This window comes from Bacteroidota bacterium, assembly GCA_016715945.1.
Lineage (GTDB): Bacteria > Bacteroidota > Bacteroidia > Bacteroidales > F082 > JALNZU01.
Genome location: JADJXJ010000001.1, coordinates 54,140 through 80,412, shown reverse-complemented (window position 1 = coordinate 80,412; position 26,273 = coordinate 54,140). Strand labels below are relative to the sequence as shown.

The following is a 26,273-nucleotide window of genomic DNA, read 5'->3' as shown; positions in this document are numbered from 1 at the left end:
TTTGGGCAAATGTACGAAATAGGCCGGTTCAGGCGCTCCTTTGCCGGGCGGCGGCCACTGCCAGCTGGCCCAGGGCAATGCCGCCGTCGTTGCACGGCACGCGCTGTTGTACATACACCTCAAAACCAGATGCTTTGAGCATTGGCATGACAAGCAACAGCAGCCTGCGGTTTTGAAATATGCCACCCGAAAGCACCACCTGCCGCAGGCCGATCTGCGCCGCAGCCGACCGGGCCATCTGGTGCATGATATGCGCCATGGTGATGTGAAACCTGCTGGATATGTGGCTGATAGGCTTTGAACCTGCAAGCTCACCCAGCAGTGCGGCCAGCATGGGTTGCAGCCTGACCGTGCCAGAGGAGATTTCGAACGGATAAGGCTTCAGCCCCTCAAGGTTTGCTGCGGCTTCGAGGCGCATGGGGGCTTCGGCATGATAGGTGGCTTCGGTGCAAAGTCCTGTCAGGGCCGCCACGGCATCAAACAGCCGTCCGGCACCCGAGCTGAGGGGGGAATTGAGGTTGCCCTCAAGCATGCGTACCAGGTTGTGCGCCGTCGAAATGCTGCACCAGCCCTGCTTATGGGAAAAATCTACTGCTTTCTCCGGTCCGAAGCATTTCCACAGCCAGGCAAAGGCCGTCCGCCAGGGCTGGCGGGTCACTTGGTCGCCCCCGGGCAAAGGAAGCGGCTCCAGATGGATGTGGCGGTCAAAATTCAGGTAATCACCTGTCAGGCATTCGCCTCCCCAGATGGTGCCATCGGTTCCGAGGCCAGTGCCATCGAAGATGAGTCCGATCACCGGATCCCTGAGGCCATGTTCGGCCATGCACGAGGCCATGTGGGCGTGGTGGTGTTGCACCCCGACAGCAGGAACAGGCAGTTTTTGTGCATATTGGGTGGAGAGGTAATCGGGGTGGAGGTCGCAGGCCACCAGGGCAGGCCGGAAGCGAAACAGGCTGCTGAAGCGGCTGAGCGATTGCTCGAAAAACTCGAGGGTTGGGGCATTTTTCAGGTCGCCGATGTGCTGGCTGAGGATGGCCTGGTTTCCCCTGCCTATGGCAAAAGTATTGCTGAGCTCGGCCCCTGTGGCCAGGATGCCTTCGCAACTGAAAGCCAGCGACAAGGGTTCGGGCGCCCACGAACGAGAGCGCCGCAGCAGCATGGAATGTCCGCCGGCCACAAAAGCCACCGAGTCGTCGGCGCGGTTGTGGATTTCACGGTTGTAACCCACGATCAGATCGGCCACCGGGGCAAGCCTACTTACCGCTTCCCTGTCGGAAATGATGACTGGCTCGTCGGACACATTGCCGCTCGTGAAGACGAGCACATCGGTGGTTAGCAGCTCAAACAACTGATAATGAACGGGCATGTAGGGAAGCATAACGCCCGTGGTATGCAGTCCGTTGGATACCGAAGGCGCCAGAGGCTTCAGTGTGGGGAGCAGCACCACAGGCCTGCGCCATGAGCTGAGCAGGTTTTGCGCTTCCGCACTGATCTCAAAATAACGGTTGGCAGCCTCAAGACCCGCAACCATGACTGCAAAAGGCTTGCCCTCGCGTTGCTTGCGCATGCGCAGCCGCTGCACTGCCTCCTCGTTGTGTGCATCACACAGCAGATGGTAACCTCCCATACCTTTGAGCGCCACTATCCCGCCCTTGTTCACCACTTCGGCCACCATAGCAGCGGCGTTCGTTATCAGCTCGTTATGTTTGGCAGGAAGGCAATATTGCGGCCCGCAATTGTTGCAGGCTACCGGCTGGGCGTGGAAACGCCGGTCGAGGATATTGGTGTATTCAGCCTCGCATTCCGGGCACATCCTGAAAGGCGCCATGGTGGTCTGGTGCCTGTCGTAGGGCAGCGCTTTGATGATGGTAAAGCGCGGACCACAATTGGTGCAGTTGGTGAAAGGATAGCCCAATCTGTGGGGCTGTGTACGCATATCGTTCAGGCATTCGTCGCACACGGCAATGTCGGGGCTCACTGCGGTGATGGCATCTGAGAGGTCGGCACTTTTACGGATGTGGAAAGAAGAAAAATTTTCAGGTTCGACTGCTTTGGCGTCCACAGCCTGTATGTCGGATGCCGGAGGCGCCTGATGCCTGAGGTCGTGAAGGAACCGGCGCAGGTGTGCCGCTTGTCCTTCGGCATGAATGCGGACACCTTCGTTGTTGTTTTCGACCCAGCCTCTGATGTGGTTCAGGCTGGCAATGCGGTAAACGAAAGGCCGGAAACCCACGCCCTGCACCAGGCCACGCACATGGATGAGTAAGGCTTCCTGATTCATGGCGCAGCAATTTTCTGGAAGAGATAACCATCGCGATGTCCGGTCGGGTCTTCAAAGCGTTCATACACCAGGCAGGACAGCCCGGTATAGTACACAAACTCATGGGGATGCAGGACCAGCTGGGGCGGAAAACCGCTCATGGCCGCCTGCAAGTCGTTGAACGAACACCAAAGGAAGTAGCCGCCGGGTCGGAGCCATCGCACAAGCTCGGTAAGCAGGTCGGAGCCTGGCCGGAAGTTGATGCAGACGATGTTGTCGAAACTATCGTTATCGAAGAGGCCCCGGGGTAGGTCGAGATCGGCCTGAACGGGAACGATCGGCAGGCCGGTTTGCATGCTGAGCGTTCGGATATGCGCTATGGCCACATCCGATATATCCACGGCTGTAACATGGTGACCCTGGGCAGCCAGCCAGGCGGTGTGTCTGCCCCTGCCGCAGGCCAGGTCGAGGGTCTTTCCGGGCACAAGCCGATGGGCGTGTGTAAGAAAGAAACTGTCGGGATCACCTTTTCCATTCCTGGCGGCATGCTTTTCGTTCCAGCGGATACGGTCGGATTCCATTGAGGCAAATGTAATGAGATTAGTTTTTTCCTTTTGTCAGAACACAGTACATGGCATTGCGCATACAGTAGGGTCAGCATTGTGGATTGTAATATTTCCCCTGCCAGGTATTGCGCGCTTCCAATTCGTCCTCGAACCTGCGCAACACCTCATCGTAGCGCAGCTGGCTCCAGAGCGGACTGACCAGAAATCGCGGCGGCACTTCGCCGGCTATGCGCTCGATGACCATGGAAGGCGGCAGACGCTCTACGATAAAGACCATCAGATCAATATATTCTTCGAGCCGGAAGAGATGGAATTGACCGGGGTTTACGGCATATTCCTGTGCCATGGGTGTATTGCGGAAAAGCTGCAACTGATGAAACTTCACGGTGGTAAGTGACAATTTTGCAATTGCATCAGGATACTGCCTGAGCATCTGGTGGTTTTCGCCGGGCAGACCAAGCATAAAATGTGCCCCGCATGGCAAACCGGCTGCAGCTGTGGCTTCGATGGCCGACACCGCTTCGGCAAAGGTATGGCCGCGGTTTACCCTTTCCAGGGTTTGGTCAAAGATGCTTTCCACCCCATATTCCACCATAATAAAATGCGTACGCTGAAGCTCCTTCAGCAAGGCCAGCACGTCTTCATCCACCACATCGGGCCGGGTACCGATAACGAGTCCTTTTACCCCTTCGACCGATAAAGCTTCACTGTAGATATCGCGGAGCTGATCCACTGGCTTATAGGTATTGCTGTACGACTGAAAATAAACCAGATAGCCCCTGGCCCTCCGGTATCGCCGGCGGTGAAACTCCATCCCCTCGGCAATCTGTTGCCGGATGGGCTTTTGTGGTTGACAGTAAGAGGGGTGAAATGCGTCGTTGTTGCAAAAGGTGCAGCCGCCGACGCCAAGCAAACCGTCGCGGTTGGGGCAGGTGAATCCGGCATCCACACTGATTTTTTGCAGCCTGCCGCCAAAAATTCGCCCAAACCAGCTGGCATAGCTGTGAAACCTGCGGCTGTCGCCCCAGGGAAAGTTACCAAGCTGCGGCATCTGTTGCATTTCCCCCTTTTTTAAGCTACAAATATCCGACATAAAAAACAAAGCCCGCTGCCTGTGGCAACGGGCTTTGCATCCAGGCTGGATGGAATTATTTTGCAACTCTTTCGAGCCATTTCACCATGGCAAACATGGCGCCCATCGAGATGAGGCACACGATGACAAAGACCGTCCAGGTGACGGAAATCGAGATGTTTTCGTACATCATGGCGCCCAGGAAAAGCGAGAAGTTGCCCACGGCTGTGGCTGTGAGCCAGCCGCCCTGCATCAGACCCTGCATATGGGCAGGCGCTACCTTGGAAACAAACGACAGTCCGAGAGGCGAGATGAAAAGCTCGGCCACCGTGAGGATGAAGTAAACGGTGAAGAGCAACCAGGGAGTAACTTTTTGTGCATCAGGCAGTCCGCCCATTTCGACAACATCCCTGTACAAAGGCAGACCCAGCGAACCGATGGCCATCACCACAAACGCAAGTGCAGCTATGCCCATACCAATGGCAATCTTCTTGGGAGTGGAGGGTTCAATGCCGCGCTTCGAAAGGAAATTGAAGAAGATGATGATGATGGGTGTGAGCAACACAACCAGAATGGGATTGATGGACTGGAAGATTTCGACCGAAGGGAACAAGCCGCCGAGCAGGGTATAGTCTTTGGCAAACATGGTCAGGGTGAGGCCGTTCTGGTGGAACGAGAACCAGAAAAAGATAACTACGCCAAATACGGCAAACAGGGCCAGGATGCGCTGCTTGATTTCTTTTGCATCCTGCATGATTTCTTCTTTCGATACGGCGGTCTTCGATTTGGCTGCCGGCGAAGGCAGTTGTTTCTTGGTGGACATGAAAATGGCCAGCGAAACAAGCATAGCACCCACGGCACTCAGGAAAGCATAATGGAAACCGGTGTTGAAGGCATCGAGGTACTGGTGTGCAAAGGCAGTGAGGTCGGCCGGAACGTTGCCGCCAGATACGGCAGTGGCAATTTCAGTAAAACGTCCGCTCACCACGTCTTCGGCCATCTTGCCATCAAGGTACTGGTGGCAGAGTCCGGGCAGCTCGGCATTGTAGCTGTAGCCCTGCATCTTCACAAAGGTGTTGCGCACCCAGGTGGCCATAAATGGGGCAAACATGGCGCCTATGTTGATGAACATGTAGAAGATCTGGAAGCCTGCATCGCGTTTGCTGCGGTACTGCTCATTGTCGTACATCTGACCTACCACTGCCTGCAGGTTGCCTTTGAATAAGCCGTTGCCAAAGGCGATGACCAGCAGGGCTGCAAGTGCGATATATTTTGAGGTGATGAGGGCGGGCGTTGCCAAAAGCAGGTAGCCCAGGGTCATGACGAGCAAGCCGGCAATGATGGTGCCTTTGTAGTTGCGCAAACGGTCGGCGATGATACCGCCAACCAGGGCTAGGATGTAGATGGCTCCATAGAAAATAGAGTACAGCGATCCGGCCTCTGTGCCGCTGATGTTGAACTTCGACATCAGGAAGAGCGTCAGGATAGCCATCATGGTGTAAAAGCCGAAGCGCTCGCCCATATTGGCCAAAGCTGCCGGCAACAATCCTTTTGGGTGTCCTTTCATCATGTGATTGTGTGGTTTTGGGTTATTACTTATTGATAATCATATGTTTTGCGATTCAAACAGCCCGAAGGCAGGCAAAAATAGGCAAAAAAGGCAGTATTGCAAGAGATTACGGCAGTTGGCAGACGATGTTAGAATGGTTCTAAAGATGGGCGACTGGGCGAGGGGGCGAAGGGGCGAGGGGGAGAGGGGGAGAGGGGGAGACTGGGTGACGGGGTGACGGGGTGACGGGGAGACTGGGTGACAAGTAGCGAGTTGCGGGTTACGGGGATTCAAAGATTCATGATTCAAGGATTCAAAGATTCGAGGGGTGGCGGGCAGTTTGATACGGGTTAGGAGTTGCGGGTTACGGGAGTTGTCGTAGTTGTCGGTAGTTGTTGGTGGTTGTCATGGTTGTATCCGCTAAAATCAGCCTGATCAGAGTAAAGTGTATTCTGTTCTTGAGGATGGAACACTGATGAGGCAGATTGAACTGATGGTCACGGATTAAAAACAGTGCAAATCAGTCTGATCAGTGTCATCAGCGTTCAATTGTTGAGATAGATAGATTTGGGAGATGCGAGTTGCAGGTTGCGGGTGGCGAGGGGGTGACGGGGTGACGGGGTGACAGGTTGCGAGAAGCGGGTTACGGGCTGCGGGGATTCGAAGATTCGAGGGGTTGCGGGTGGCTGGTGGCGGGTTAAGGAAGTGTTATGGTTATTGGAGTTGTCGTAGTTATTGGTGGTTGTTATAGTTGTCGGTAGTTATTATGATTGTATCCGTGTTAATCAGCCCGATCAGTGTCATCTGCGGTCATTGTTGAGGATAAAGATTCGAGAGTTCCGGCTAGCGAGTTGCGGGTTGCGGGGATTCAAAGATTCCTGATTCATGATTTGAAGATTCGAGGGGGCGACTTGAGCGAGGGGGCGACTTGAGCGACTTTGGCGAGGGGGAAAAATTTAGGTTACGACAGATTTTGTCGTGGGTGGAGGTTATGTTTGGGAGATTGGGGCAAAGTGGAGTTGGCAAATAATTGACATAAAGTGCACTACGAAAGCTTATGGTGATTTGTTAACATTTTGTCGTGGATTATGGAGAAAATTTTAACTTTGGAGAATGTAGATCACCAAACCAGCATGAGGAATTCAGGGAGCATCGTATTAAAAGTGCAGGCCATGTCAGGTTCTTCAAATAGCCTTATAGCTGTTCACCAAGAGAAAACCTGGAGCGGTCATACATATACACCCATTTTTGGGAGTATAAGGATGATTTTGTCAGACCTATAAACGAGTTGAACTAAACCGCCCCCTTTCGGAGGCGGTAAAATTCTGGTAATTTTAGGGTGCAAACTTTAAAACTTACCAAAATGAAAAAGAATCATTCTCAACTTGTTGAGCGGCTTCTCCGTGAGATGCAACTCAGAAATTACAGCCCAAGAACCATACATACTTATGGCGAGCTGATGTCAAAGGTAGAAAACTTCTTTCATCTGCCTATTGACAAAATTACAACAAATCAATTCAAAGATTATCTTCACCGGCGTATCACGCAGGAAGGTATTTCCACATCCTGCGTTAACCAGTACATCAGCGCTTTTAAGATCTTGCAAACCGATGTACTTAAACACAACTGGGAGGACATAAAAATAAAACGCCCACGGCGCACCAAAAAGCTTCCGGTTGTGTTATCGCTTGCCGAAATAGAAAAACTGATCGCTGTTACACAAAACATTAAACACCGTGCCATTTTGATGCTGGCATACTCTTCCGGCCTCAGGCGTGAGGAAGTACAATTGATAAAGCCTTCAGCCATTGATTCGGCACGTATGCAGGTGCATGTGGTTCAGGGCAAAGGAAAGAAAGACCGCTACACAATCCTGGCAACAAAAACCCTCGAGATCTTAAGGCATTATTATAAGTGCGAAAGGCCTTCATGCTATCTTTTTGAAGTCCGCGGAAAAAAGGAAAGCCCCTGGCAGATCAGACCCTGAACACTATTGTTAAGAAATCGGCCCTGAAAGCTGGCATTAAGAAACAAATCTCCTTTCACACCCTCAGGCACTGCTTTGCTACCCATTTGCTCGAAAAAGGCGTAAACCTCCGGCTGATCCAGCAATTTCTCGGGCACACTTCACTGAAAACCACTGCAGGGTATCTTCACCTGGTAACCATCAACCCCGCCAGCGTTGTTTCTCCATTGGATTCCATGAATGTGTAAGGTTTGAATCCGATGCAAAATACTCGCCAGCGCATTGAGCTTGCAGATATTTTCAGCAGCCATGCCAAATCATTCCTGCAACATCACCAGCTTTGCCCCCAACAGCAAAAAGCTTTCGATGCCATCATCCGCTGCCGCACCGCTGCACTTGGCGGACACATTGACCGCTGCGATAGTTGTGGCTACCAGCGTCCATCATACAACTCTTGCCGTAACCGCAATTGCCCCAAGTGCCAGTTTGTTAAGAAAGTGCAATGGGTTGATAAACTGGCAGCCAACCTGCCGCCGGTAAAACATTTTCATGTGGTTTTTACGATCCCACGTTGTTTGCACCAGCTCTTTTTCCTGAATCAGAAAAGTGCATACGCTTTACTTTTCAAGGCTGCCGGACAAGCCCTGTTGCAGTGTGCCCTGAACCCCGCGTTTCTGGGTGCACAAGCCGGGGCGGTAGCCATCTTGCATACCTGGGGACAAACACTGGTGTACCATCCGCACATACACATGATTGTCCCGGCAGGAGGGCTTTCAGAGGATCAAATGGAATGGAAAGCATCGGGTAAAAAGTTCTTCCTCCCGGTAAAAGCCCTTAGCCAGGTATTCCGTGGCATACTTTGCAGGCTCATTGAACATGGCATTGCTAACAGCCAGATTCGTTTACCGGATACAACTGAGGATTTTAAATCATTGAAAACCCAATGCTACAGCAAAAACTGGGTGGTGTACTGCGAAAAACCCTTTTCAGGCCCACACAGCCTGATTCAATACCTGGGCAATTACACCCATAGGGTTGCTATCTCAAATCAAAGACTGATACAGTGTGAAAATGAAAAAGTCAGTTTCTCTTACAAAGATTATAAGGCAGCAAGTATGAGAAAAATAATCTCGCTTGATGTAAATGAGTTCATCCGCCGCTTTATGCAACATGTGTTGCCAGAGGGATTCTATAAAATCAGGTATTTCGGATTTATGGCCATGTGCAACATGAAAGAAAAGCTTGCCAGGTGTATTGAGCTTATTGATAAAGCTACTTTCCTGCCGGCGCTTGTGGGATTAACGGCTTTGGAAGTATGGCGCAACATCACAGGTAATGACACCTTGCTCTGCCCAAAATGTAAAACCGGAATCATGAAACCTGTACCTGCTGAGGTTGCCGGTATGTTGAAACCCGGATAGATAAGCATTTACCCATTTCGTTCATTGACAAATTTCCATCATCTCAATGGCTCATCAGCCATCATGGGATTGCTATGCCCTGACTACAAAAAAAATCCAAGATTATCAATCCTTTACATCTATGAAAAAGAAAAAAGTCAAATTAAAGTAACCCCCGAAACAGCCAGGCCGAAAAAAGCATTCATAGAAAACCCATAGCCAGGCGGCTTAGTCCAACTTCATTTTATTCATCATTTCCCACGTTTTTCTGTTTAACCCACAGCAAGTACTTGACTTCTCTCCCCTTTGGATTATATTTGCAGGGAAACGATGAATAAAATGCTTATCGTTACCAGCAAGCGTATTGGACTACACGACAACAACGAAACGACTGACATAAACGAGAAAAAAGTAAACCATTTTGACAGGTGACCAAGGACATAGAAACGATATAACAAACGGACAGCGAGTAAGCCGACACTCATTGCCTACGGTTCTGTATTTTTTATTTTCCCCACCGCACATTTTTTTTAATTCAATTTTAACCAGCCGCACATTGGCATATTTGCAAGCCGCACAAGCCGACCCGCAAACCCAAGCTTGCAAAAGAGCCAATTTTGCCAACGCACAAAGACAGTAAACCGAATTAAAAACGTATTTTAGAAACCAAAATATTAACGACAGAAATAAATGAAACAAACGAAAATCACTCTCGGACAATTAGAAAGCTTTTTGCTAAAGGCTTGCGATATCCTGAGAGGGAAAATGGATGCATCGGAATACAAGGAATATATTTTCGGAATTCTCTTTTTGAAACGACTTTCAGACGAGTTTGAAGGGAAAAGAAAACTAATTAAGCTAAGTTATCAGCACTTATCACCCGAAGAAATCAACGAACTTCTGGAAGATAAAACCACTTACAAAGACACCTTCTTTGTTCCCATCAGGGCAAGGTGGAATGATAGCTGGACAGAAACCATAACCAACGACAAAGGCGAAACGGAAGAAGTGTTTCATCCTGCTTTGAAAGACATTAAAAGCAATGTAGGTGCAGCACTGAACAAAGCATTGGCTGAGGTAGAAGAACAAAACTCCGACATCCTAACCGGAGTGTTGAAAAGCATTGACTTCAACAAAGTGGTGGGTAAAACCAAAATCCCTGACCAACGCTGGATTGACCTGATCAATCATTTCAACACCAACATGCCGGCTTTGGTAAACGACAATTTTGAGTTCCCCGACTTGCTTGGTGCTGCTTATGAATATCTGGTAAAATACTTTGCGGACAGTGCCGGAAAAAAAGGCGGTGAATTCTATACACCCGGCCATGTGGTGCGTTTGCTAGTAACACTTCTCAAACCCAAAGCCGGTATGGAAATCTACGACCCTACCTGCGGTTCAGGTGGCATGCTGATTCAGTCGGTGCAATGGGTGGAAGAACAAGGCGAAGATTTCCGCAACCTTGCTCTATATGGTCAGGAAGCATCAGGTACCACCTGGGCTATTTGCAAAATGAACATGATTTTGCACAACATCCCTTCGGCTACTATTGAGAATGGCGACACGCTGCAAGACCCTTTGATTCAGGACGGAGCTACATGGAAGAAGTTTGACATTGTTATCGCCAATCCGCCTTTTTCGCAGAACTACAACAAAGCCACCATGAAATTCCAAACAAGGTTTTCGTATGGCTTTGCACCTGAAACGGGCAAGAAAGCCGACCTGATGTTTGTGCAGCACATGGTGGCAAGTTTGAAAACAACAGGACGCATGGCTACCATTATGCCACATGGTGTATTGTTCCGTGGTGGCAGCGAAAAAGAAATCAGGCAGAAGATGGTGGACGGCAACATCATTGAAGCCATTATCAGTTTACCGCCTGCTTTGTTTTACGGCACCGGCATTCCGGCTTGTGTGATTGTGATTAACAAAAACAAACCCGATGCACTGCACAACAAAATTCTGTTCATCAATGCCGATGCAGAATATGGCGAAGGAAAGGTTCAAAACCACTTGCGACCCGAAGATATTGAGAAAATTGACCACGTTTTTACCCATAAACTGAATATTGAAAAATATTCAAGACTGGTTGACCTGGAAGAAATTAAAACCAACGACTACAACCTGAACATTCGCAGGTATGTGGACAATACACCTGACCCCGAACCCGAAGATGTAAAAGCACATCTTGTTGGCGGCATACCTGTTATTGAAATCTCAGCCCAACAAAAGCAATTTGATAAATTCGGTTTTGATGCTGTTGAAATATTCCAAACCCGAAACGAACAGTATTCGGACTTCAAAGAAGCGATAGAAGAAAAATCGCACATCAAAACAACGGTTGAAGCCAACACCAATTTGCAAGCCACTTATGCCAACATGCAGCAGCAGGTAAACGATTGGTGGGAAATGGCTAAAGAAGATTTTGCTTCTCTGGCTCCGCAAAAGCAACAAGTGCAGAATACCCAAACAGGCGATGCACAGGAAGGCATTGTGGACTTTATTGTTGCAGGTGGTAAAAACATGGCTGCTGTGCGAAGCCATTTGCTCTCCACACTCAAAGAAAAACTGATTGCCCAAAATGTACTGGACGAATTTCAATGTGCCGGAGTGTTTGTAAACTGGTGGACGAATATCCGCTACGACCTGAAAACCATTTCTTCTACCGGATGGAGCCCGGCTCTGATACCACGGGAATATTTTATAGAAACCTATTTTCAGGCAGAACAAAACGCTATTAACGATACTGAAAAAGCCATTGCCGACAAGGAAGCCGCTTTGCAGGAAACCATAGAAGCAGTTGAATACGAACCTGAAGAAGGAGAAGAAGTAACGGCAAGCACCATAAAGGACTACCTGAAAAAGATAGCAGACGAAAACCCCGAAGCCGATGAAGCCGCCACCCTGAAAGCCATAAAGGACATAGAGAAGGATATTAAAGATCTGAAAAGAGAACTGGCTGATAAACTGCTTGACCTTGACCGAAAAATCAACATCAAATGCTACGGCATAGAAGATGAAAAAGAAGAACTGCGAAACATGCTGAAAGGCAAACAGGAAGAACTAAGCAAATTGAATAACCAAAACCCAACCGAAAAGAAAGAACAAAACAAACGCAAAACCGCCATAAAAAAATGCACCGAAACCATTGCACAGATACAACAACGCATGGCAGGGCTGGAAGCGTTTTTGGCAAGCATTGGCGGCATTATTACCGATGAAGAAGCCAAAACCCTGATTCTGCAAAAACACAACAACCTGGTGCAACAGGAATTACTGAAATACCTGAATGCTGAAAAACGTAAACTGATTGCCGGTATTGAAAAGTTGTGGGACAAGTATGCGGTTTCATCACAGGAACTGGAAAACGAACGGACCGAAACGCTGAACGAACTGAACGAATTTTTAACTGAATTGAATTATTTGAATTGATGGGCAAGTGGAGTAAAATAAAACTCGGTAACGCTTGCCATATATCTAAAGGTCAGCAATTAAATAAAATTGACTTAGAGAAGGCAGGTGACTATCCATGTATTAATGGTGGCATTGAGCCATCAGGATATACTGATAAATGGAATACAGAAGCTAATACTGTTACGATTAGTGAGGGTGGTAATTCTTGTGGCTATGTGAATTTCCTTACCACCCGTTTTTGGAGTGGAGGGCATTGCTACTCCCTTCTGGATTTGAAGGAAAACATAGATGTGAACTTTCTTTATCAAGCGCTAAAGGGAAGAGAAAGTTTAATCATGGGATTGCGAGTAGGTTCAGGTTTACCAAACATTCAGCAGAAAGCAATAAAGGAATTTGAATTTGATTACCCCGAATCCAAAACCGAACAAACCCGCATTGCCCAAATCCTAAGTAAAGCCGATGCAGCCATAGCCCAAACCGAAGCCCTGATGGCCAAATACCAACGTATCAAAACCGGGCTGATGCAAGACCTGCTCACCAAAGGCATTGACGAACACGGCAACATCCGCTCCGAACAAACCCACCGTTTCAAAACGGAAAACGGATTGAGAGTGCCGGAGGAGTGGGAGGTGGTGACAGTTGAACAATTTGCTTCAAAAACAAAACATGCAATAGTTGATGGGCCATTTGGAAGTAATCTTAAAACAATCCATTATAGAACTTCTGGAATACCTATTATTCAAAGTGGTTTTGTTACGAGTAATATTTTTCAAGCAGATGAATATTTGTTCGTTGATAAAGAACTGTTTGAAAGGGAAATAAGAAGCAAAGCTGTCCCTGGCGACCTGATTATGGCAAAAATTGGTGCAAACTGTGGCACCTGTGCATTACTCCCATTAGACCATCCAATAAGTATTATAGCTGGCAACTCATTGAAGATTTCTGTTGATTCTAACAACTTCAATCGTTATCTGGAGATACTTTTCCATTATCTGTATGCTAATGGAAAATTCGATGACATTAAGTCAACAACTGCACAACCCGCAATTAGCATGCAACAACTTAAAAAGCTCCTTATTCCTAGACCATCTAAAACCGAACAAATAAACATCTCCAGCAAAATAGATTCTATTGACAAAACGATTGATTTTCAAAAAAATAAACTTAAAAAACTTACTCAAATAAAAACCGGCCTGATGCAGGATTTGCTTTCGGGTAAAGTGAGGGTAACAGTTAAAGAAGAAACAAGTGCATGATAACTGTAAACGACATATTTAATAAAGTTGGTCTTAAGCCATCCCAGCCATACCCCTGGGGAACGGCAATCCCGGAGCAGGGCAATGGTGTGTATGTTGTTTCAACTTCATCTAACCCTACAAATAATGAAGGCATCCGTCCACATTGCAACATTGATGAGGATGTTTTTAATAAATGGAAAGAGTTATCCCCTGATTTACACGTTGACGGTGAAAATTCCATTAACCATTTACAGCATGAATTGAATAAGTATTGGAAACCCAATCAGAATATTCTCTATATCGGTGAATCATCATCAGAAACCAATGGACTATCCAATCGCATCAAACAGTTTTATGGACATCAGGTTGGTTGGAAAGGTCCACATACAGGCGGTTATTGGATAAAACTATTGGCACAATTAAACAATTTGTATGTGTATTATGCCGTATGTGATAATCCAAGGGACACCGAATTTAAAATGCTGATGTATTTCATAGAAAAAAGCACCGGAAAAAGTTTTTATGAATTGGAAAGTTTGGGTTTGCATTTACCCTTTGCCAATCTGAAAGTTGATTTTCAGAAGAAGCATGGAATTTCCAATGCAGTTTCAAGAAATAGTAGAAAGAAAAAGTAAAAAATTATGGCAGCAGATAAAACACCGGCCCATGTAAAAATGGATGAAAAGAACCATGTGGAAGAACCGTTTCTTCACCAGTTGGAAACCATGCCCGGTTTGCGTTGGAAGGTGCTGCGTTTAGATAATTATCAGGCCCCCGAAGAAACCCAGCGGACTGAATTTTCTCAGGTCATTATGAAAGATGATTTGGCTGCCGCGGTAAAAAAAATTAATCCCTGGCTGGAAGACGATCAGGTACAGGAAGTGATTGAAAAGGTTACTCGTTTTGAAGGAGACAACCTGCTGCAAAATAATGAACTTGCTTTGCAGCTTTTACTAAAAGGAACATCCGTAAACGAAAACAGAAGAACCGGAGAGAAATCTCCCGATGTGGCAATTGTTGACTTTGACCATCCCGAAAACAACAGCTATGTAGCCGTTTCGCAGTTTAAAGTCCGCATACCCGGTACAGATAACCACATTTACCCCGATATTATTTGCTTTCTAAATGGTTTGCCTGTGGTAGTGATAGAGTGTAAATCCCCCAAAGCTAAAGAACCTATTCCCGAAGCAATTGACCAACTGATGCGATACTGTGAGCAACGCAACTACCAGCGTGAAGGCAACAAATCGCTGTTTTATTTCAATCAGTTTATAGTAGCTACCAGTCGCCAAAGGGCAAAGTTTGGAACCATCACTACCAGCATAGAAAAACATTTTTATCGTTGGACAGACCCATTCCCTGCTACAATTGACGAACTTATAGATTATTGCAATCCGCAAAAGCACTTGTTTGTGGACGAGCAAAACAATGATGAAGACATAGAACAGGCACAACGCACTTCACCTAATGATCAGCAGCGGTTGGTGCATGGTATGTTGAAGCCCGAAAACTTATTGAGCATCATTCGCAGCTTTTCGGTTTTTAGCACTGACAGTAAAGGGAATGTCATTCGTATCGTAGGTAGATACCAGCAGTTCAGGGCAGTAAAGAAAACAGTTCACCAATTACTGAACGGCACAAACAAGAAAGAAAGAGGCGGTATTATTTGGCACACACAAGGTTCGGGCAAATCGCTGACCATGGTTTTCCTGATTCGGGAAATGTGGCTGCATCCCAAACTTCAATCCTATAAAGTCATTCTGCTTACAGATAGAACACAACTTGACGACCAGATAAAGGAAACGGCACAAGGCGTTGGCTATACTATTAACGACCCAAGTTCCATTGCCAAAGTAAAAGCGGCATTGCGTTCCAATTCATCCGAGATTGTGTCCTGTATGATTCACAAGTTTCAGGAACGGGAATTAGCTGATGCCTTTCCTGAACTGAATACCAGTGAAAACATATTGATATTGACCGATGAAGCCCATCGTTCACAGTATTCCCTTTTAGGAGCCAATCTTGACCGTGCTTTACCAAATGCAACAAGAATTGCCTTTACAGGAACACCCATTGAAAAAACAGAGGAAACCTTTGGCGATTATATAGACAAATACACCATGCGACAAGCTATAAAAGATGGTGTAACGCTGGAAATTGTGTATGAAGGTAGAACTCACAATGCAGAAGTAGAGGATAAAGCCGGTGCTGATGCCAAATTTGCAGATGTATTCAGCGACTACAACCTGAACGAACGATTGCAGGCATTAGGCTTTGGTTCGAGAGATGCTTATTTGGAAGCCAAAGAAACCATCAGGGATAAAGCCAAAGACATGTTGCAACACTATGTGCAGCAGGTATTCCCAAATGGCTTTAAAGCTCAAATTGTAACCTGTTCAAAAGAAGCGGCACATCGCTATCATGAAGCAGTAAAAGAAGAAGTCAAAAACATAGTTGCGGAACTAAAAACAAACAACCCCAACAACATCAATATTGAATTGCTGGAAAACATGAAAGCTGAAGTTGTGCTTTCGTCCGGCCATAACGACCCGCCACATATCAAAACATTAAGCGACAGCGGCAAGAACAAAGAGAAAATAGCCAGCTTCAAAATTCCATTCGGCAAAGAAAAAGATGGTGTCAAGGGCGATGTAGGCATTTTGATTGTTTGCGACATGTTGCTAACCGGATTTGATGCACCAATTGAACAGGTAATGTACCTGGACAAAGTGATTGTGGCTCATAACTTATTGCAAGCCATAGCAAGGGTGAATCGAGTGGATAATGATGATAAAGATGTCGGTTTCATTGTGGATTATGTAGGTGTAGGCCACCACCTGAAAAGAGCTTTGGATGTTTACTTTGAAAAAGAACAACAGGAAGTATTGAGTTGCATTACCGACCCTACAGAACTTTTCAAAGAACTGGAAACAACACACAAAGAGGTTTGGAAACTGTTTAAAGAAAACGGCATTGATGACCTTTCTGATTCTGATGCCTTTTATGATTTGTTCTATGATGAAGACATACGTTTTAAGTTCATTGACGCATATCGTAAATTTATGCGAGCCATTGATAATGTGTTTCCAAGAAAGGAAGCACTGGACTATGTAAAAGACATGTTCCGTTTTACAGAATTGAATGTTTTAGCAGGGCAGCATTTCAGAGATTCACGTATGAGCATGAAAGGCATTCCTGCCAAGTTGCGAAGCATTACAGATGAATTTCTGAAATCACAAGGCATTGAGCAAAAAGTTGAGCCCATTTCTATTATGGACGAAAACTTTTTCGACCATGTAAAAACCAAGCAACGCACCAAAACCAAAGCAGCAGAAGTAGAACATGCCATTCGCCACTTTATTGATATTAATATCACTGAAGACCCTGAACTGTATGCATCATTTGCCGAAGCATTAGCAGAAATCTTAAGAGAATTCAAAAACAACTGGGACGAGATTTACAGGCGGTTGGAAGAACTGCGTAGAAAAATCCTGGACAAGGAGAAAGAGCCAACCTATGGCTTACATCGCAAAAAGCAAATGCCCTTTTTTCGAATTTTCAGAAAAGAATTTTACGGAGATAAACCGGAACTTACAGAAGAAGAAATCACACTTTTGGTGGGTGTAACCAAAGAGGTATTTGAAAAAGTAAAGCTTGAAATTGGTGCCATTGGATTTTGGCGAAATATTCCTTCACAAAACCGTCTGAAAGGTGAAATTGTGGACATTCTCATATCCGAAGAACAAGGCCTGACAAAAGCAATCCCCGGTATTTTTGGAAGACGGAACGAAATTGCTTCAAGAATTATGGAACTGGCAAAATCCAATCACGATATTATCTTATACGCTGCCTAACGATGCAAATAGAGTATTCCATACAATATTCCAATCGAAAGACACTCAGCATTATTGTTGAGAGAGACAGACGTGTGGTTGTTCGTGCCCCTCTGAATACCAGCAAAGAGTTAATTGAAAAAGAAATCAGCAAAAGAAAATTCCTACTGTTTCAGAAAATCAATCATCCGCAGAAATACGAGAATCCAAAACCGAGAAAGGAGTTTGTTTCTGGTGAATCACTATTGTTTTTGGGCAAACACCACAAAATGGAAATCGTTCAGGATGAAATAGAAGGAATACAGTTTGATAATAAGTTTTACATCAGCAAATCAAACCAATCCAAGGCAGAACAACTTTTCAGAAAATGGTATGTAAAACAGGCTGAGGAAAAAATTATTCCTAAAGTAAAGTTTCATGCAAAGAATATTGGAGTTAATTATAAAGCCATCAAAATTCTGGACTTGAAATATCGTTGGGGTTCCTGCACACCAAAGGACAATATCAACTTCAACTGGCGACTAATCAAAGCCCCGATTTATGTAATTGACTACATCATAGTTCACGAACTGACACATCTACTGGAAGCGAACCACACACCTGAATTTTGGAACATAGTTTCGGTTCAGTTACCACATTACAACAAAGCAAAAGATTGGTTAAAAGATAATGGACACTTACTTGAAACAGAATTCTAAAAGCCTTCGCACAGGTGTAAGCACATTTGCAAGCCGCACAAGCCCAAGCACTGACCAAAGCTTGCAAAAGAGCTTCCACCTTTCCCACCCAGACAAAATTGAATTAAAAAAAATCTCCTCCCCTTCTGAAAATAAAAAATACGCAACCGCACAGACCAACACGACAAAGACAATGACGGTGAAACTCAACAACGACAATGGTTTACAGACACGGTGGACAAGAACGCCAGCTGGTAACAGCGTGTTGCCTCAATTGGCGGTGACGTGCAAAATTGAAGCTGAGTGCTCCTATCAAACTTTTGTGCAGGTTGACAGTGAAGTTCTCCGAAATCGCCAACTGCGGCAACACGCAAAACGTTATATGCCATTTTAGAACGACCTAACAATAATGACAGAATTAGAAAAATACATACAGACCTATTTTGGTGTTAACAAAGACGACTTGACTAAGATAAGTTCGTTTTTCAAACCTGTGACTTTAAAAAAGGGCGACTATTTTCTCAAAAAGGGCAGACATTCGGACAGACTTGGTTTCGTTCAGACAGGTATCTTAAGAGAATTTGTGTTTATTGACAACAAGGAAGTAACTAAATGGATTTCAACAAAAGGCTATTTTGTAGTTGATTTATTAAGTTTTATGTTTGAGCAACCAGCTCGTTGGAATATTCAGGCTTTAACCGATTGTGAACTCTATGTTATTGACAAAAATGACCATCAAAAAATTGCACAAATTATTCCATATTGGTCTGAGTTAGAAAAATTTTTCATAGGTAAATGCTTTACAGTTTTAGAAGACAGGGTTTTGCAACACATTTCAATGACAGCAGAGGAAAGATACAATCAACTTTTCAATTTCAATAAAGAATTGTTTAACCAAGTGCCATTACAATATTTAGCTTCAATGCTTGGTATGGCGCCTGAAACATTAAGCAGACTAAGAAAAAAAAAAACGGCTGGCAGAACTTCTTGATTTTTATCAAGAGTAAGGCTTGATTTTGTGCATACCTTTGCATCGTTAAATACTAACATCAATGTCCACAAAATCAAATTTACTAACCGTAATTGGCTTCATAATTTCAGTGAGTTCATTTGCACAAAGCAATTCAAAAATGAAAAGTATCAATGACAACGCACCAGTAAAGTGCAGCAAGACAATCACTATCAACGCAAGTAGTGAAAAAGTTTGGGCAGTATTGACCAATATTGACAATTGGGCAACTTGGCAGGCTGATATCAGTAAATCAAAATTGAATGGAGAATTAAAACCAGAAACTACATTTGATTGGAAAACTGGTGGAGCAAAAATTCATTCAACTCTTCACACCGTTGAGCCGTATAAAAACTTCGGCTGGACAGGAAAATCTTTTGGTATGTTTGCTATTCACAACTGGACATTAGCAGAAACTAACGGACAAACCAAAGTTTCAGTTGACGAAAGTATGGAAGGCTTCCTTGCAAAACTTTTGAAAAAGTCATTTAATAAGAACTTAGAAAAAGGTATGCAAAAGTGGCTTGATCTTTTAAAACAAGAATGTGAAAAGAAACGCGACAGAAAGAAAAACGGCATATAACAAGGGTTTTGCGTCAGGCGGGGTGACGTGCAAACTTGGAGCTTTGTGCTTCTATTTAAGTTCAATGCTGGTTGACAGTTTTTCGCTCTGAAACCCGCCCGAACGCAAAGCCCGAAAACGTTATAGGGCATTTTAAAAGACAACACCACAAAGACAAAAATGAGATTAAAAGATAAAATAGCATTAATAACAGGTTCGGCTCGTGGAATAGGACAGGCAACTGCTGAACTCTTCCACAAAGAAGGAGCTATTGTAATCGTTTCTGACACTAGGGACGAAGAAGGAAATGCTGTTGTGAAAAAATTAAAAACAAATGCTGACTATTTACATTTGGACGTTGGAAGTGAAGAGAATTGGTTAAAAGCAACCGAGTATATTAATAAAAATTATGGTCGACTTGACATCTTAGTAAATAATGCAGGAATAACAGGGTTCTTAGAATCATCCGGACCTTGGGACGCTGAAAACTCAGATTTGAATTCTTGGGAAGAAGTTCACAGAGTAAACTCAACAGGTGTTATGCTTGGCTGTAAATACGCTATCAGACTTATGAAAGACAAAGGCGGAAGTATAGTAAACATTTCTTCAAGGAGCGGTGTAGTGGGAATTCCAGGTGCTGTTGCATATGCTTCAAGTAAGGCATCCGTTAGAAATCACACAAAAAGTGTAGCCCTATATTGTGCAGAAAAAGGATATAAGATTAGATGTAACAGCGTTCATCCAGCAGCTATAATGACACCAATGTGGGACGCTATGTTAGGAGAAGGAGAACAAAGACAAAGAATCATTGAAGATGTTGAAATCGGTATTCCAATGGGACACTTTGGAGAACCAATTGATGTTGCATATGGAATCTTGTATTTAGCAAGTGACGAAAGCAAATATGTAACAGGCATTGAATTGACAATAGACGGTGGAATTTTAGCAGGAAGTGAAGCAAAACCAAGAAAATAAAGAAAAAATGCCCTATAACAGCCGTTTTGCAAAAGCGGGGGGTTCGTGCTTCTATGACACATTTGTGGTTAATCAAAGTGAAGTGCTTCGATTGAACTTTTGTGCTAAAATTCCCCCACTGCGGCAAGCGGCAAAACGTTATGGGTAATGGTAAAGCGACACCACAACAAACACAGTAAGACAATGAAATATATTTTGACAATAACACTTTTGGTTTTAACCAATTTGACTTTCGGACAATCAAATTCGGAAAAAGACACCTTGACAACAAATCCTAATTATGACAAGGAATTAGCCGATAAATTAGGCGGAGACGATTACGGGATGAAAAGCTATTTTTTCGTAATTCTAAAAACAGGGACAAACACCACTACTGATAAAGAGTTCATCAGTAAAAGTTTTAGGGGACACCTTGACAATATAAATCGTTTGGTTGAAGAAGGAAAATTAATTGTCGCAGGACCATTAGGCAAAAACGAAAATAATTACAGAGGTATTTTTATTTTAAACAACATTAAATCAACTGAAGAAGCAGTAAAATTGTTACAAACTGACCCAGCCATAAAGAACGGATTGTTGGATTACGAAATTTTTACTTGGTACGGTTCAGCTGCATTACCAGAATACTTGCCTTTTTCCGACAAAATTTGGAAATCAAAACCTTAAAAATATGGACAAAGCAACACAAACAATGATTGAAAACCTGCACAAGAACACAGGTAAAACATTGGAACAATGGATTGAGATTGTGAAGAAACAGAACTTTACAAAACACGGAGAAATCGTTAAATTCCTAAAAGAACAACACGAATTTACTCACGGTTTTGCTAACCTTGTTGCACACAAAGCAAATAAAACAGACGCTGGTTCAAAAGAAAATCAAGACGACTTGATCACAAAACAGTATCAAGGAAAAGAACATTTGAAAACCATTTACGAAAAACTAATTTCTGAAATCCAGACTTTCGGAAACGACATTGAAATTGCACCCAAAAACACTTATGTAAGTTTAAGACGAAAAAAGCAATTTGCAACATTAAACCCTGCGACAAAAACACGTTTTGAAATTGGTATTAATCTAAAAGGACAAGAGCCGAAAGGAAAATTAGAAGCAGAAAAGCCAAACTCAATGTGTTCACATAAAATTATTCTTTCTGACCTAAAAGACATAGACACGGAAGTAATTGAATGGATAAAAACAGCATATAACAATGCAGGATAAAAGAACCACAACCCATAACAGGCGTTTGGCTTAATGGCGGGTGACGTGGTTAATTGAACATTCTACCTCGAATCAACTTTTGTGGTATATTGACAGTTTTGTGCTCCGAAATCCGCCAGACTGGGAGACGGGCGAGGGGGAGACTGGGAGACGGGCGAGGGGGAGACTGGGAGACGGGGTGAGGGGGCGATGGGACGAAGGGGCGAGGGGGAGACTGGGAGACGGGGCGAGGGGGAGATGGGGCGAAGGGGCGAGGGGGAGACTGGTAGACTGGGCGAGGGGGAGACTGGGAGACGGGGTGACGGGGCGATGGGACGAAGGGACGAAGGGGCAAGGGGAAAGTTGAAGCTTACGAAGACAGAATGCAATGAGCTACTGTAACTGGCTTTGCTGGTCGGGCGGCAGATATCACGGATGTTGTGAAGTAATCCCTGTTGAAAATTTTGTGGCGGATTGTTGAAAACTTTCGATTGAAAGCCTGTAACGTTTTTATCTTATTGTTTATCAGTGTTTTGAAACAACCTGACGGGTTGAAGTGAGGATTTGACAACCTGGTAAACCTTCGTGACTACTCGGTAAAACCTCGTGACAAGTCGGTAAACCTTCGTGACTACCCGGTAAAACCTCGTGACAAGTCGGTAAACCTTCGTGACTACCCGGTAAAACCTCGTGACAAGTCGGTAAAACCTCGTGACAAGTCGGTAAACCTTTGTGACTACCCGGTAAAACCTCGTGACAAGTCGGTAAACCTTTGTGACAAGCAGGTAAACCCCTGGTACGTCCGGAAAAGCAGCCGGATGGCTGCGGAAACACACATGGCAAATCAAAGCATCGAGGTGTGGATAACAAGACCGGTGTTACCTTGCTTGGGTTTTGACACATTTGTGCGGGAAAACCAGATCCGACTGACAATGGAGGCGGGGCATCAATGTTCAGAACCATTGAAAATTCTACGGGAAAATGTTGGACAAAATACAGATCACCTTACTTTTGAACAATTGTTGACGGTCCAGACAGCCGGAAAAAGTTCCCGGAATGTAAGCTACTGACCGTCCAGCAATACCGGCATACCGGTAAAATAAAAATGAACAATTGCCTGGCTGTCTGTCTCAACGGTTGCTCGCATGCAGAAAACAACTCCCGAAAGAAATAACATGAAAACAACAGAAGCGCACAACCAGCAAATCGCAAGGATGACCTTTGCAGCGGTTTATCCGCATTATGTGAAAAAGGTGGAAAATAAGGGCCGGACAAAAGAAGAGCTGCACCAGGTGATTGAATGGCTGACCGGTTTTGATGAAGCCAGGCTTTCGGAGCTGATTGCGCAGCAGGTTACTTTTGAGGAGTTTTTTGCACAAGCTACGCTGCACCCCAACGCAGGCCTGATCAAAGGCGTGATTTGCGGCTACCGCATCGAGGAAATAGACAACGAGCTCACCCGGAAAGTAAGGTACTTCGACAAGCTGGTGGACGAGCTGGCCAAAGGCAAAAAGATGGAAAAAATACTCAGGACAGGCTGAAGTCGTGGCACACTTTGTTGCAACCACAAGCCGACGCCCACCCTGCTTTTAGCAGTAACCGGCCGTTATACCCGTTTGTAGTAACGGGCGCCAATCAGGTTGGGGTCTTCCTGTTCAATTTTTACGAGGATGTATTCGTCCCTGGGTGGCAGGATGGATGCCGACCGCAGCCTGTAGAGGTCCATGTATTGTGCAAAGGTGATGGGCACGGCCCTGTTGACTTTTTCGGTGGCTTTGGCAGCCAGGATGGCATCTTTCCAGCCATTTTCCACTGTAGCTTCGAACACCTTCGACTTGCTGCCGCTGCCGTAGGCAATGAATCCGATGCGCTCGCCTGCGGCTTCGGTGCCGGTTTCGGCCCAGTAGTTGAGGCCCGAAATCAGCCCGAGAAAGATGGAGCCGCTGTAGATGTTGCCCGCCTTGGCCGAGAGGATTTCGGAGGGGTAGATCTTTTCTTTCACAAAAGCCCGGTAGGCTTCCGACTTGCTGATGGCTTTCAGGTCTTCTTTTTTCAGGTTGGCGAAGTCGCTCACGGTTTCTTCGGCATACATGTCCACAAACATGCGGCGGCCCTGGTAGCAATAGGGCAGGTGCATGAAGATGCCTTTCCACCTTTCGAACAGCGGCCCCTGCACACCAACGATCTGTTTGAACCTGAAGTAGGCTTCGCGCATCCTGTCCACATAGCACTGGTTGGAGTATTGTCCTTCGAACACCGGCTGGTCTTTGTAGATCATCAGCACCTCTTCTTCCACCAGCGATTCCGGGATGCCAGCCTGGGCTTTGTTGACGTACCTGCGGGGTTTGAAGAAGTCGAACACGCCCCGCGTGCTCACGCCCACCTCGCCGACCAGGCTGAGGATGGACGGATTTTCGGATACCAGCATGGCCACCGCGCCGGCCCCCTGGGTGTATTCGCCGCCCGAGCCAGGGTCGTATTTGGCCAGGTCGGTGGTCACTACAATGGCCTTTTTTCCCGGGTTGAGCCTTACAAAGTCAACACAGTTGAGCAGGGCATCCACGCCACCGATGCAGGCAAAGGTGAGGTCCACCACATCGCAGTGGCTCAGGCAATGGTCGCCATGGCGCCCGGCCAGGGCAGTCTCCATGATGTCGAGCAGGTAGGAGCCAATGGGTTTCGAGGCGTCCACACCCGATTCGGTACCCACATAAATCCTGTGAATATCAGCCGGATTGAGGTTCTGGCGCACAAAGAGCTCGTGCAGCGCGTTGGCAGCCATGCACACCACGTCCTGATGGGCATCGGGATAGCTCATCCGCTCCAGACCCAGACCCACGGTAAGTTTTTCGGGCTCAATGTTCCTGTTTTTTGCCAGTTCGACGATGGGCAGGTAAATTTTCGGGAGGTCGAATGCAATGGCCTCTATGCCTACTTTGTTCATATTCTTGCAATTTAAGTCCGTTTCAAACCGTTTCTACAAGCCAAATGTTCAGGCAAAATTGAAAATTTTTACCCCCGGCGAGGTCAAAATAATTTTACAGTCTCATCAAACTGTCATGCATGAAAGGCCTTACATATTTCACTTTCAGTTTATTCTGACCTGCCGGGTCACGAGAAAAAAAAACATTCTGCCACCAGGCAAACCAAACTGCTCCAGGCTTGTTGTTTAATTACATTGCTTTAATCGCCACGCATGCGCATCATTCAGTTTTTGATTTTTTTCAGCATCGTGCTCACGGTGCACTTGCTTGTCAATTATTACATCTTCGTTCGAGGGCTGCGCACTTTCGAGCAGGGCAGCCTGATGCGGCAGTTGTATGTGGCCGGCTTCTGGACGCTTGCCGCTTCCTTTTTTATCGGACGCATCCTGGAGCGGATATATCTTTCGTACCTGAGCGATTTTTTCACCTGGGCCGGCTCGTTCTGGCTGGCGGCCATGCTTTACCTCTTTCTGGCCGTGTTTGTCATCGACCTGTTGCGTCTGCTCAACCTGGTGGTGCCGGTGCTTGGCTGGACCAAACACACTTTTATCGCTACCAGCCCCCATTATCTGACCATAGGTGTAGCCGCGGCCACGTTTCTTCTGGTGCTGGGCGGTCACATCAACGCCATCTATCCGCGTGTGCAGCATCTCCGGATTGTTGAGGGCGAAGCCAGCGATACCCTGCGCATTGTGCTTGCCACCGACATCCATCTGGGCACCATCGTAGGCCCGAAAAGGGTAAAACGAATTGTTGACCGCATCAATGCCCAGCAACCCGACCTGGTGTTGCTTGCCGGGGATATAGTGGACGAAGACCTGGCGCCTGTGATCAGGCAAAACCTGGGGCAGATACTGGGCAGCATCCGGGCGCCACTGGGAGTGATAGGCGCTACCGGCAACCACGAATACATAGGCGGGGCCGACGAGGCTGTGGATTATTTGCGCAGCCATGGCATAGTCATGCTGCGCGACAGCGCAATGGCCATCAACGAACGCCTTTGGGTGATCGGACGCAACGATATCGAAAGCAACCGGTTTGCCGGCGAAACCCGCAAGCCGCTGGCTGAAATTGTACAACACATTCCGGAAGATGCCTTCACCATCGTGCTCGACCATCAGCCCCGGGCCTACGACGAAGCACAACAAAACGGGGCGAACCTCATCCTTTCGGGGCACACCCACCACGGGCAGATGTGGCCGCTCAACTACATCACCTCGGCCATGTTTCCTCTGAGCTGGGGCTACAAACAATTCGGCCGGATGCACGCCTATGTTTCGAGCGGAGCCGGTAGCTGGGGACCCCCTGTTCGCATCGGCAACGTGCCCGAAATTGTGCTAATCGAACTCAGCTACTAAGCTAAGCCGCATATTTTCAGGAATATAATCGAGATAAAACAGGAAAAACGTCCGATGCAGCTGATAATGAAAAATAAGTTGCAAACAAACCGGAACTTTGCAGCTTTACCCCGAAAATCAAGCTACCTTTGCGGTTTATTGCTGTAAATGTTTTCTGATATTCCCCACAAAGCTTCAGGTTTAGCTTTCCCCTGCCCTTCCTTAATTTA

The 26,273-nt window shown here is 46.1% G+C and carries 21 protein-coding genes; 16 read left to right on the top strand and 5 right to left on the bottom strand.

Going from position 1 to position 26,273, the window contains the following annotated elements; all coding sequences use genetic code 11:
* Positions 1 to 28: 28 nt before the first annotated feature.
* The 4 genes from hypF to IPM52_00235 form a co-directional block, all read right to left on the bottom strand.
* On the bottom strand, positions 29 to 2,281 hold the full coding sequence (gene hypF / locus IPM52_00250; protein ID MBK9290059.1) for a carbamoyltransferase HypF: 2,253 nt from the start codon (positions 2,279 to 2,281) through the stop codon (positions 29 to 31).
* A complete protein-coding gene (locus IPM52_00245) occupies positions 2,278 to 2,841 on the bottom strand; it encodes a class I SAM-dependent methyltransferase (protein MBK9290058.1) in 564 nt (187 codons plus the stop codon). The genes hypF and IPM52_00245 overlap by 4 nt, the downstream gene beginning before the upstream one ends.
* A gap of 73 nt (positions 2,842 to 2,914) precedes the next feature.
* Positions 2,915 to 3,877 carry a TIGR01212 family radical SAM protein gene (locus IPM52_00240; protein MBK9290057.1) on the bottom strand — a complete coding sequence of 321 codons (963 nt, stop codon included), beginning with the start codon at positions 3,875 to 3,877 and terminating at the stop codon, positions 2,915 to 2,917.
* A gap of 97 nt (positions 3,878 to 3,974) precedes the next feature.
* Positions 3,975 to 5,468, bottom strand: coding sequence for a peptide MFS transporter (locus tag IPM52_00235; protein MBK9290056.1), 1,494 nt, complete (start codon positions 5,466 to 5,468; stop codon positions 3,975 to 3,977).
* Between the two features lie 1,342 nt (positions 5,469 to 6,810).
* Here IPM52_00235 and IPM52_00230 point away from each other — a divergent pair.
* The 15 genes from IPM52_00230 (at position 6,811) to IPM52_00160 (ending at position 23,263) form a co-directional block, all read left to right on the top strand.
* Positions 6,811 to 7,434, top strand: coding sequence for a phage integrase N-terminal SAM-like domain-containing protein (locus IPM52_00230; GenBank protein ID MBK9290055.1), 624 nt, complete (start codon positions 6,811 to 6,813; stop codon positions 7,432 to 7,434).
* Positions 7,416 to 7,661, top strand: coding sequence for a tyrosine-type recombinase/integrase (locus tag IPM52_00225; GenBank protein MBK9290054.1), 246 nt, complete (start codon positions 7,416 to 7,418; stop codon positions 7,659 to 7,661). Before IPM52_00230 ends, IPM52_00225 begins: the two co-directional genes overlap by 19 nt.
* A 12-nt stretch (positions 7,662 to 7,673) precedes the next feature.
* Positions 7,674 to 8,834 (top strand): IS91 family transposase, encoded by a 1,161-nt coding sequence (locus IPM52_00220; GenBank protein MBK9290053.1) that lies wholly within the window; start codon positions 7,674 to 7,676, stop codon positions 8,832 to 8,834.
* Between the two features lie 669 nt (positions 8,835 to 9,503).
* Positions 9,504 to 12,245, top strand: coding sequence for a type I restriction-modification system subunit M (locus tag IPM52_00215; protein ID MBK9290052.1), 2,742 nt, complete (start codon positions 9,504 to 9,506; stop codon positions 12,243 to 12,245).
* The gene (locus tag IPM52_00210) at positions 12,245 to 13,483 is read left to right on the top strand and encodes a restriction endonuclease subunit S (protein MBK9290051.1); all 1,239 of its coding nucleotides are present in this window, start codon (positions 12,245 to 12,247) and stop codon (positions 13,481 to 13,483) included. The genes IPM52_00215 and IPM52_00210 overlap by 1 nt, the downstream gene beginning before the upstream one ends.
* The gene (locus IPM52_00205) at positions 13,480 to 14,100 is read left to right on the top strand and encodes a hypothetical protein (GenBank protein MBK9290050.1); all 621 of its coding nucleotides are present in this window, start codon (positions 13,480 to 13,482) and stop codon (positions 14,098 to 14,100) included. The genes IPM52_00210 and IPM52_00205 overlap by 4 nt, the downstream gene beginning before the upstream one ends.
* Before the next feature lie 6 nt (positions 14,101 to 14,106).
* On the top strand, positions 14,107 to 17,319 hold the full coding sequence (locus IPM52_00200) for a type I restriction endonuclease subunit R (protein ID MBK9290049.1): 3,213 nt from the start codon (positions 14,107 to 14,109) through the stop codon (positions 17,317 to 17,319).
* 2 nt (positions 17,320 to 17,321) lie between these two features.
* Positions 17,322 to 17,996 carry a M48 family metallopeptidase gene (locus IPM52_00195; GenBank protein ID MBK9290048.1) on the top strand — a complete coding sequence of 225 codons (675 nt, stop codon included), beginning with the start codon at positions 17,322 to 17,324 and terminating at the stop codon, positions 17,994 to 17,996.
* A 172-nt stretch (positions 17,997 to 18,168) separates the two neighbouring features.
* The gene (locus IPM52_00190) at positions 18,169 to 18,369 is read left to right on the top strand and encodes a hypothetical protein (protein ID MBK9290047.1); all 201 of its coding nucleotides are present in this window, start codon (positions 18,169 to 18,171) and stop codon (positions 18,367 to 18,369) included.
* Between the two features lie 15 nt (positions 18,370 to 18,384).
* The gene (locus IPM52_00185; GenBank protein MBK9290046.1) at positions 18,385 to 18,966 is read left to right on the top strand and encodes a Crp/Fnr family transcriptional regulator; all 582 of its coding nucleotides are present in this window, start codon (positions 18,385 to 18,387) and stop codon (positions 18,964 to 18,966) included.
* A gap of 139 nt (positions 18,967 to 19,105) precedes the next feature.
* Complete coding sequence (locus IPM52_00180; GenBank protein MBK9290045.1) at positions 19,106 to 19,567, top strand: SRPBCC family protein; 462 nt, start codon at positions 19,106 to 19,108, stop codon at positions 19,565 to 19,567.
* Between the two features lie 159 nt (positions 19,568 to 19,726).
* The gene (locus tag IPM52_00175; protein MBK9290044.1) at positions 19,727 to 20,521 is read left to right on the top strand and encodes an SDR family oxidoreductase; all 795 of its coding nucleotides are present in this window, start codon (positions 19,727 to 19,729) and stop codon (positions 20,519 to 20,521) included.
* A 183-nt stretch (positions 20,522 to 20,704) separates the two neighbouring features.
* Positions 20,705 to 21,187 (top strand): hypothetical protein, encoded by a 483-nt coding sequence (locus tag IPM52_00170; GenBank protein ID MBK9290043.1) that lies wholly within the window; start codon positions 20,705 to 20,707, stop codon positions 21,185 to 21,187.
* Between the two features lie 4 nt (positions 21,188 to 21,191).
* Positions 21,192 to 21,743, top strand: a complete 552-nt coding sequence (locus tag IPM52_00165; protein ID MBK9290042.1) for a DUF4287 domain-containing protein — start codon at positions 21,192 to 21,194, stop codon at positions 21,741 to 21,743.
* A gap of 1,154 nt (positions 21,744 to 22,897) precedes the next feature.
* Positions 22,898 to 23,263, top strand: a complete 366-nt coding sequence (locus IPM52_00160) for a DUF2200 domain-containing protein (GenBank protein ID MBK9290041.1) — start codon at positions 22,898 to 22,900, stop codon at positions 23,261 to 23,263.
* Between the two features lie 65 nt (positions 23,264 to 23,328).
* On the opposite strand, the gene IPM52_00155 is transcribed toward IPM52_00160, so the two are convergent.
* The gene (locus tag IPM52_00155; GenBank protein MBK9290040.1) at positions 23,329 to 24,666 is read right to left on the bottom strand and encodes a hydroxymethylglutaryl-CoA synthase family protein; all 1,338 of its coding nucleotides are present in this window, start codon (positions 24,664 to 24,666) and stop codon (positions 23,329 to 23,331) included.
* Between the two features lie 252 nt (positions 24,667 to 24,918).
* Between IPM52_00155 and IPM52_00150 the strand changes: the two genes are divergently transcribed.
* Entirely contained in the window at positions 24,919 to 26,064 is a 1,146-nt protein-coding gene (locus IPM52_00150; protein MBK9290039.1) for a metallophosphoesterase, read from the top strand.
* Positions 26,065 to 26,273 lie beyond the last annotated feature (209 nt).

Coding starts and splice junctions, on each gene's coding strand:
- hypF (MBK9290059.1), bottom strand. CDS start 2,281: ATGAATCAGGAAGCCTTACTCATCCATGTGCGTGGCCTGGTGCAGGGC.
- IPM52_00245 (MBK9290058.1), bottom strand. CDS start 2,841: ATGGAATCCGACCGTATCCGCTGGAACGAAAAGCATGCCGCCAGGAAT.
- IPM52_00240 (MBK9290057.1), bottom strand. CDS start 3,877: ATGCCGCAGCTTGGTAACTTTCCCTGGGGCGACAGCCGCAGGTTTCAC.
- IPM52_00235 (MBK9290056.1), bottom strand. CDS start 5,468: ATGATGAAAGGACACCCAAAAGGATTGTTGCCGGCAGCTTTGGCCAAT.
- IPM52_00230 (MBK9290055.1), top strand. CDS start 6,811: ATGAAAAAGAATCATTCTCAACTTGTTGAGCGGCTTCTCCGTGAGATG.
- IPM52_00220 (MBK9290053.1), top strand. CDS start 7,674: ATGCAAAATACTCGCCAGCGCATTGAGCTTGCAGATATTTTCAGCAGC.
- IPM52_00215 (MBK9290052.1), top strand. CDS start 9,504: ATGAAACAAACGAAAATCACTCTCGGACAATTAGAAAGCTTTTTGCTA.
- IPM52_00210 (MBK9290051.1), top strand. CDS start 12,245: ATGGGCAAGTGGAGTAAAATAAAACTCGGTAACGCTTGCCATATATCT.
- IPM52_00205 (MBK9290050.1), top strand. CDS start 13,480: ATGATAACTGTAAACGACATATTTAATAAAGTTGGTCTTAAGCCATCC.
- IPM52_00200 (MBK9290049.1), top strand. CDS start 14,107: ATGGCAGCAGATAAAACACCGGCCCATGTAAAAATGGATGAAAAGAAC.
- IPM52_00195 (MBK9290048.1), top strand. CDS start 17,322: ATGCAAATAGAGTATTCCATACAATATTCCAATCGAAAGACACTCAGC.
- IPM52_00190 (MBK9290047.1), top strand. CDS start 18,169: ATGACGGTGAAACTCAACAACGACAATGGTTTACAGACACGGTGGACA.
- IPM52_00185 (MBK9290046.1), top strand. CDS start 18,385: ATGACAGAATTAGAAAAATACATACAGACCTATTTTGGTGTTAACAAA.
- IPM52_00180 (MBK9290045.1), top strand. CDS start 19,106: ATGAAAAGTATCAATGACAACGCACCAGTAAAGTGCAGCAAGACAATC.
- IPM52_00175 (MBK9290044.1), top strand. CDS start 19,727: ATGAGATTAAAAGATAAAATAGCATTAATAACAGGTTCGGCTCGTGGA.
- IPM52_00170 (MBK9290043.1), top strand. CDS start 20,705: ATGAAATATATTTTGACAATAACACTTTTGGTTTTAACCAATTTGACT.
- IPM52_00165 (MBK9290042.1), top strand. CDS start 21,192: ATGGACAAAGCAACACAAACAATGATTGAAAACCTGCACAAGAACACA.
- IPM52_00160 (MBK9290041.1), top strand. CDS start 22,898: ATGAAAACAACAGAAGCGCACAACCAGCAAATCGCAAGGATGACCTTT.
- IPM52_00155 (MBK9290040.1), bottom strand. CDS start 24,666: ATGAACAAAGTAGGCATAGAGGCCATTGCATTCGACCTCCCGAAAATT.
- IPM52_00150 (MBK9290039.1), top strand. CDS start 24,919: ATGCGCATCATTCAGTTTTTGATTTTTTTCAGCATCGTGCTCACGGTG.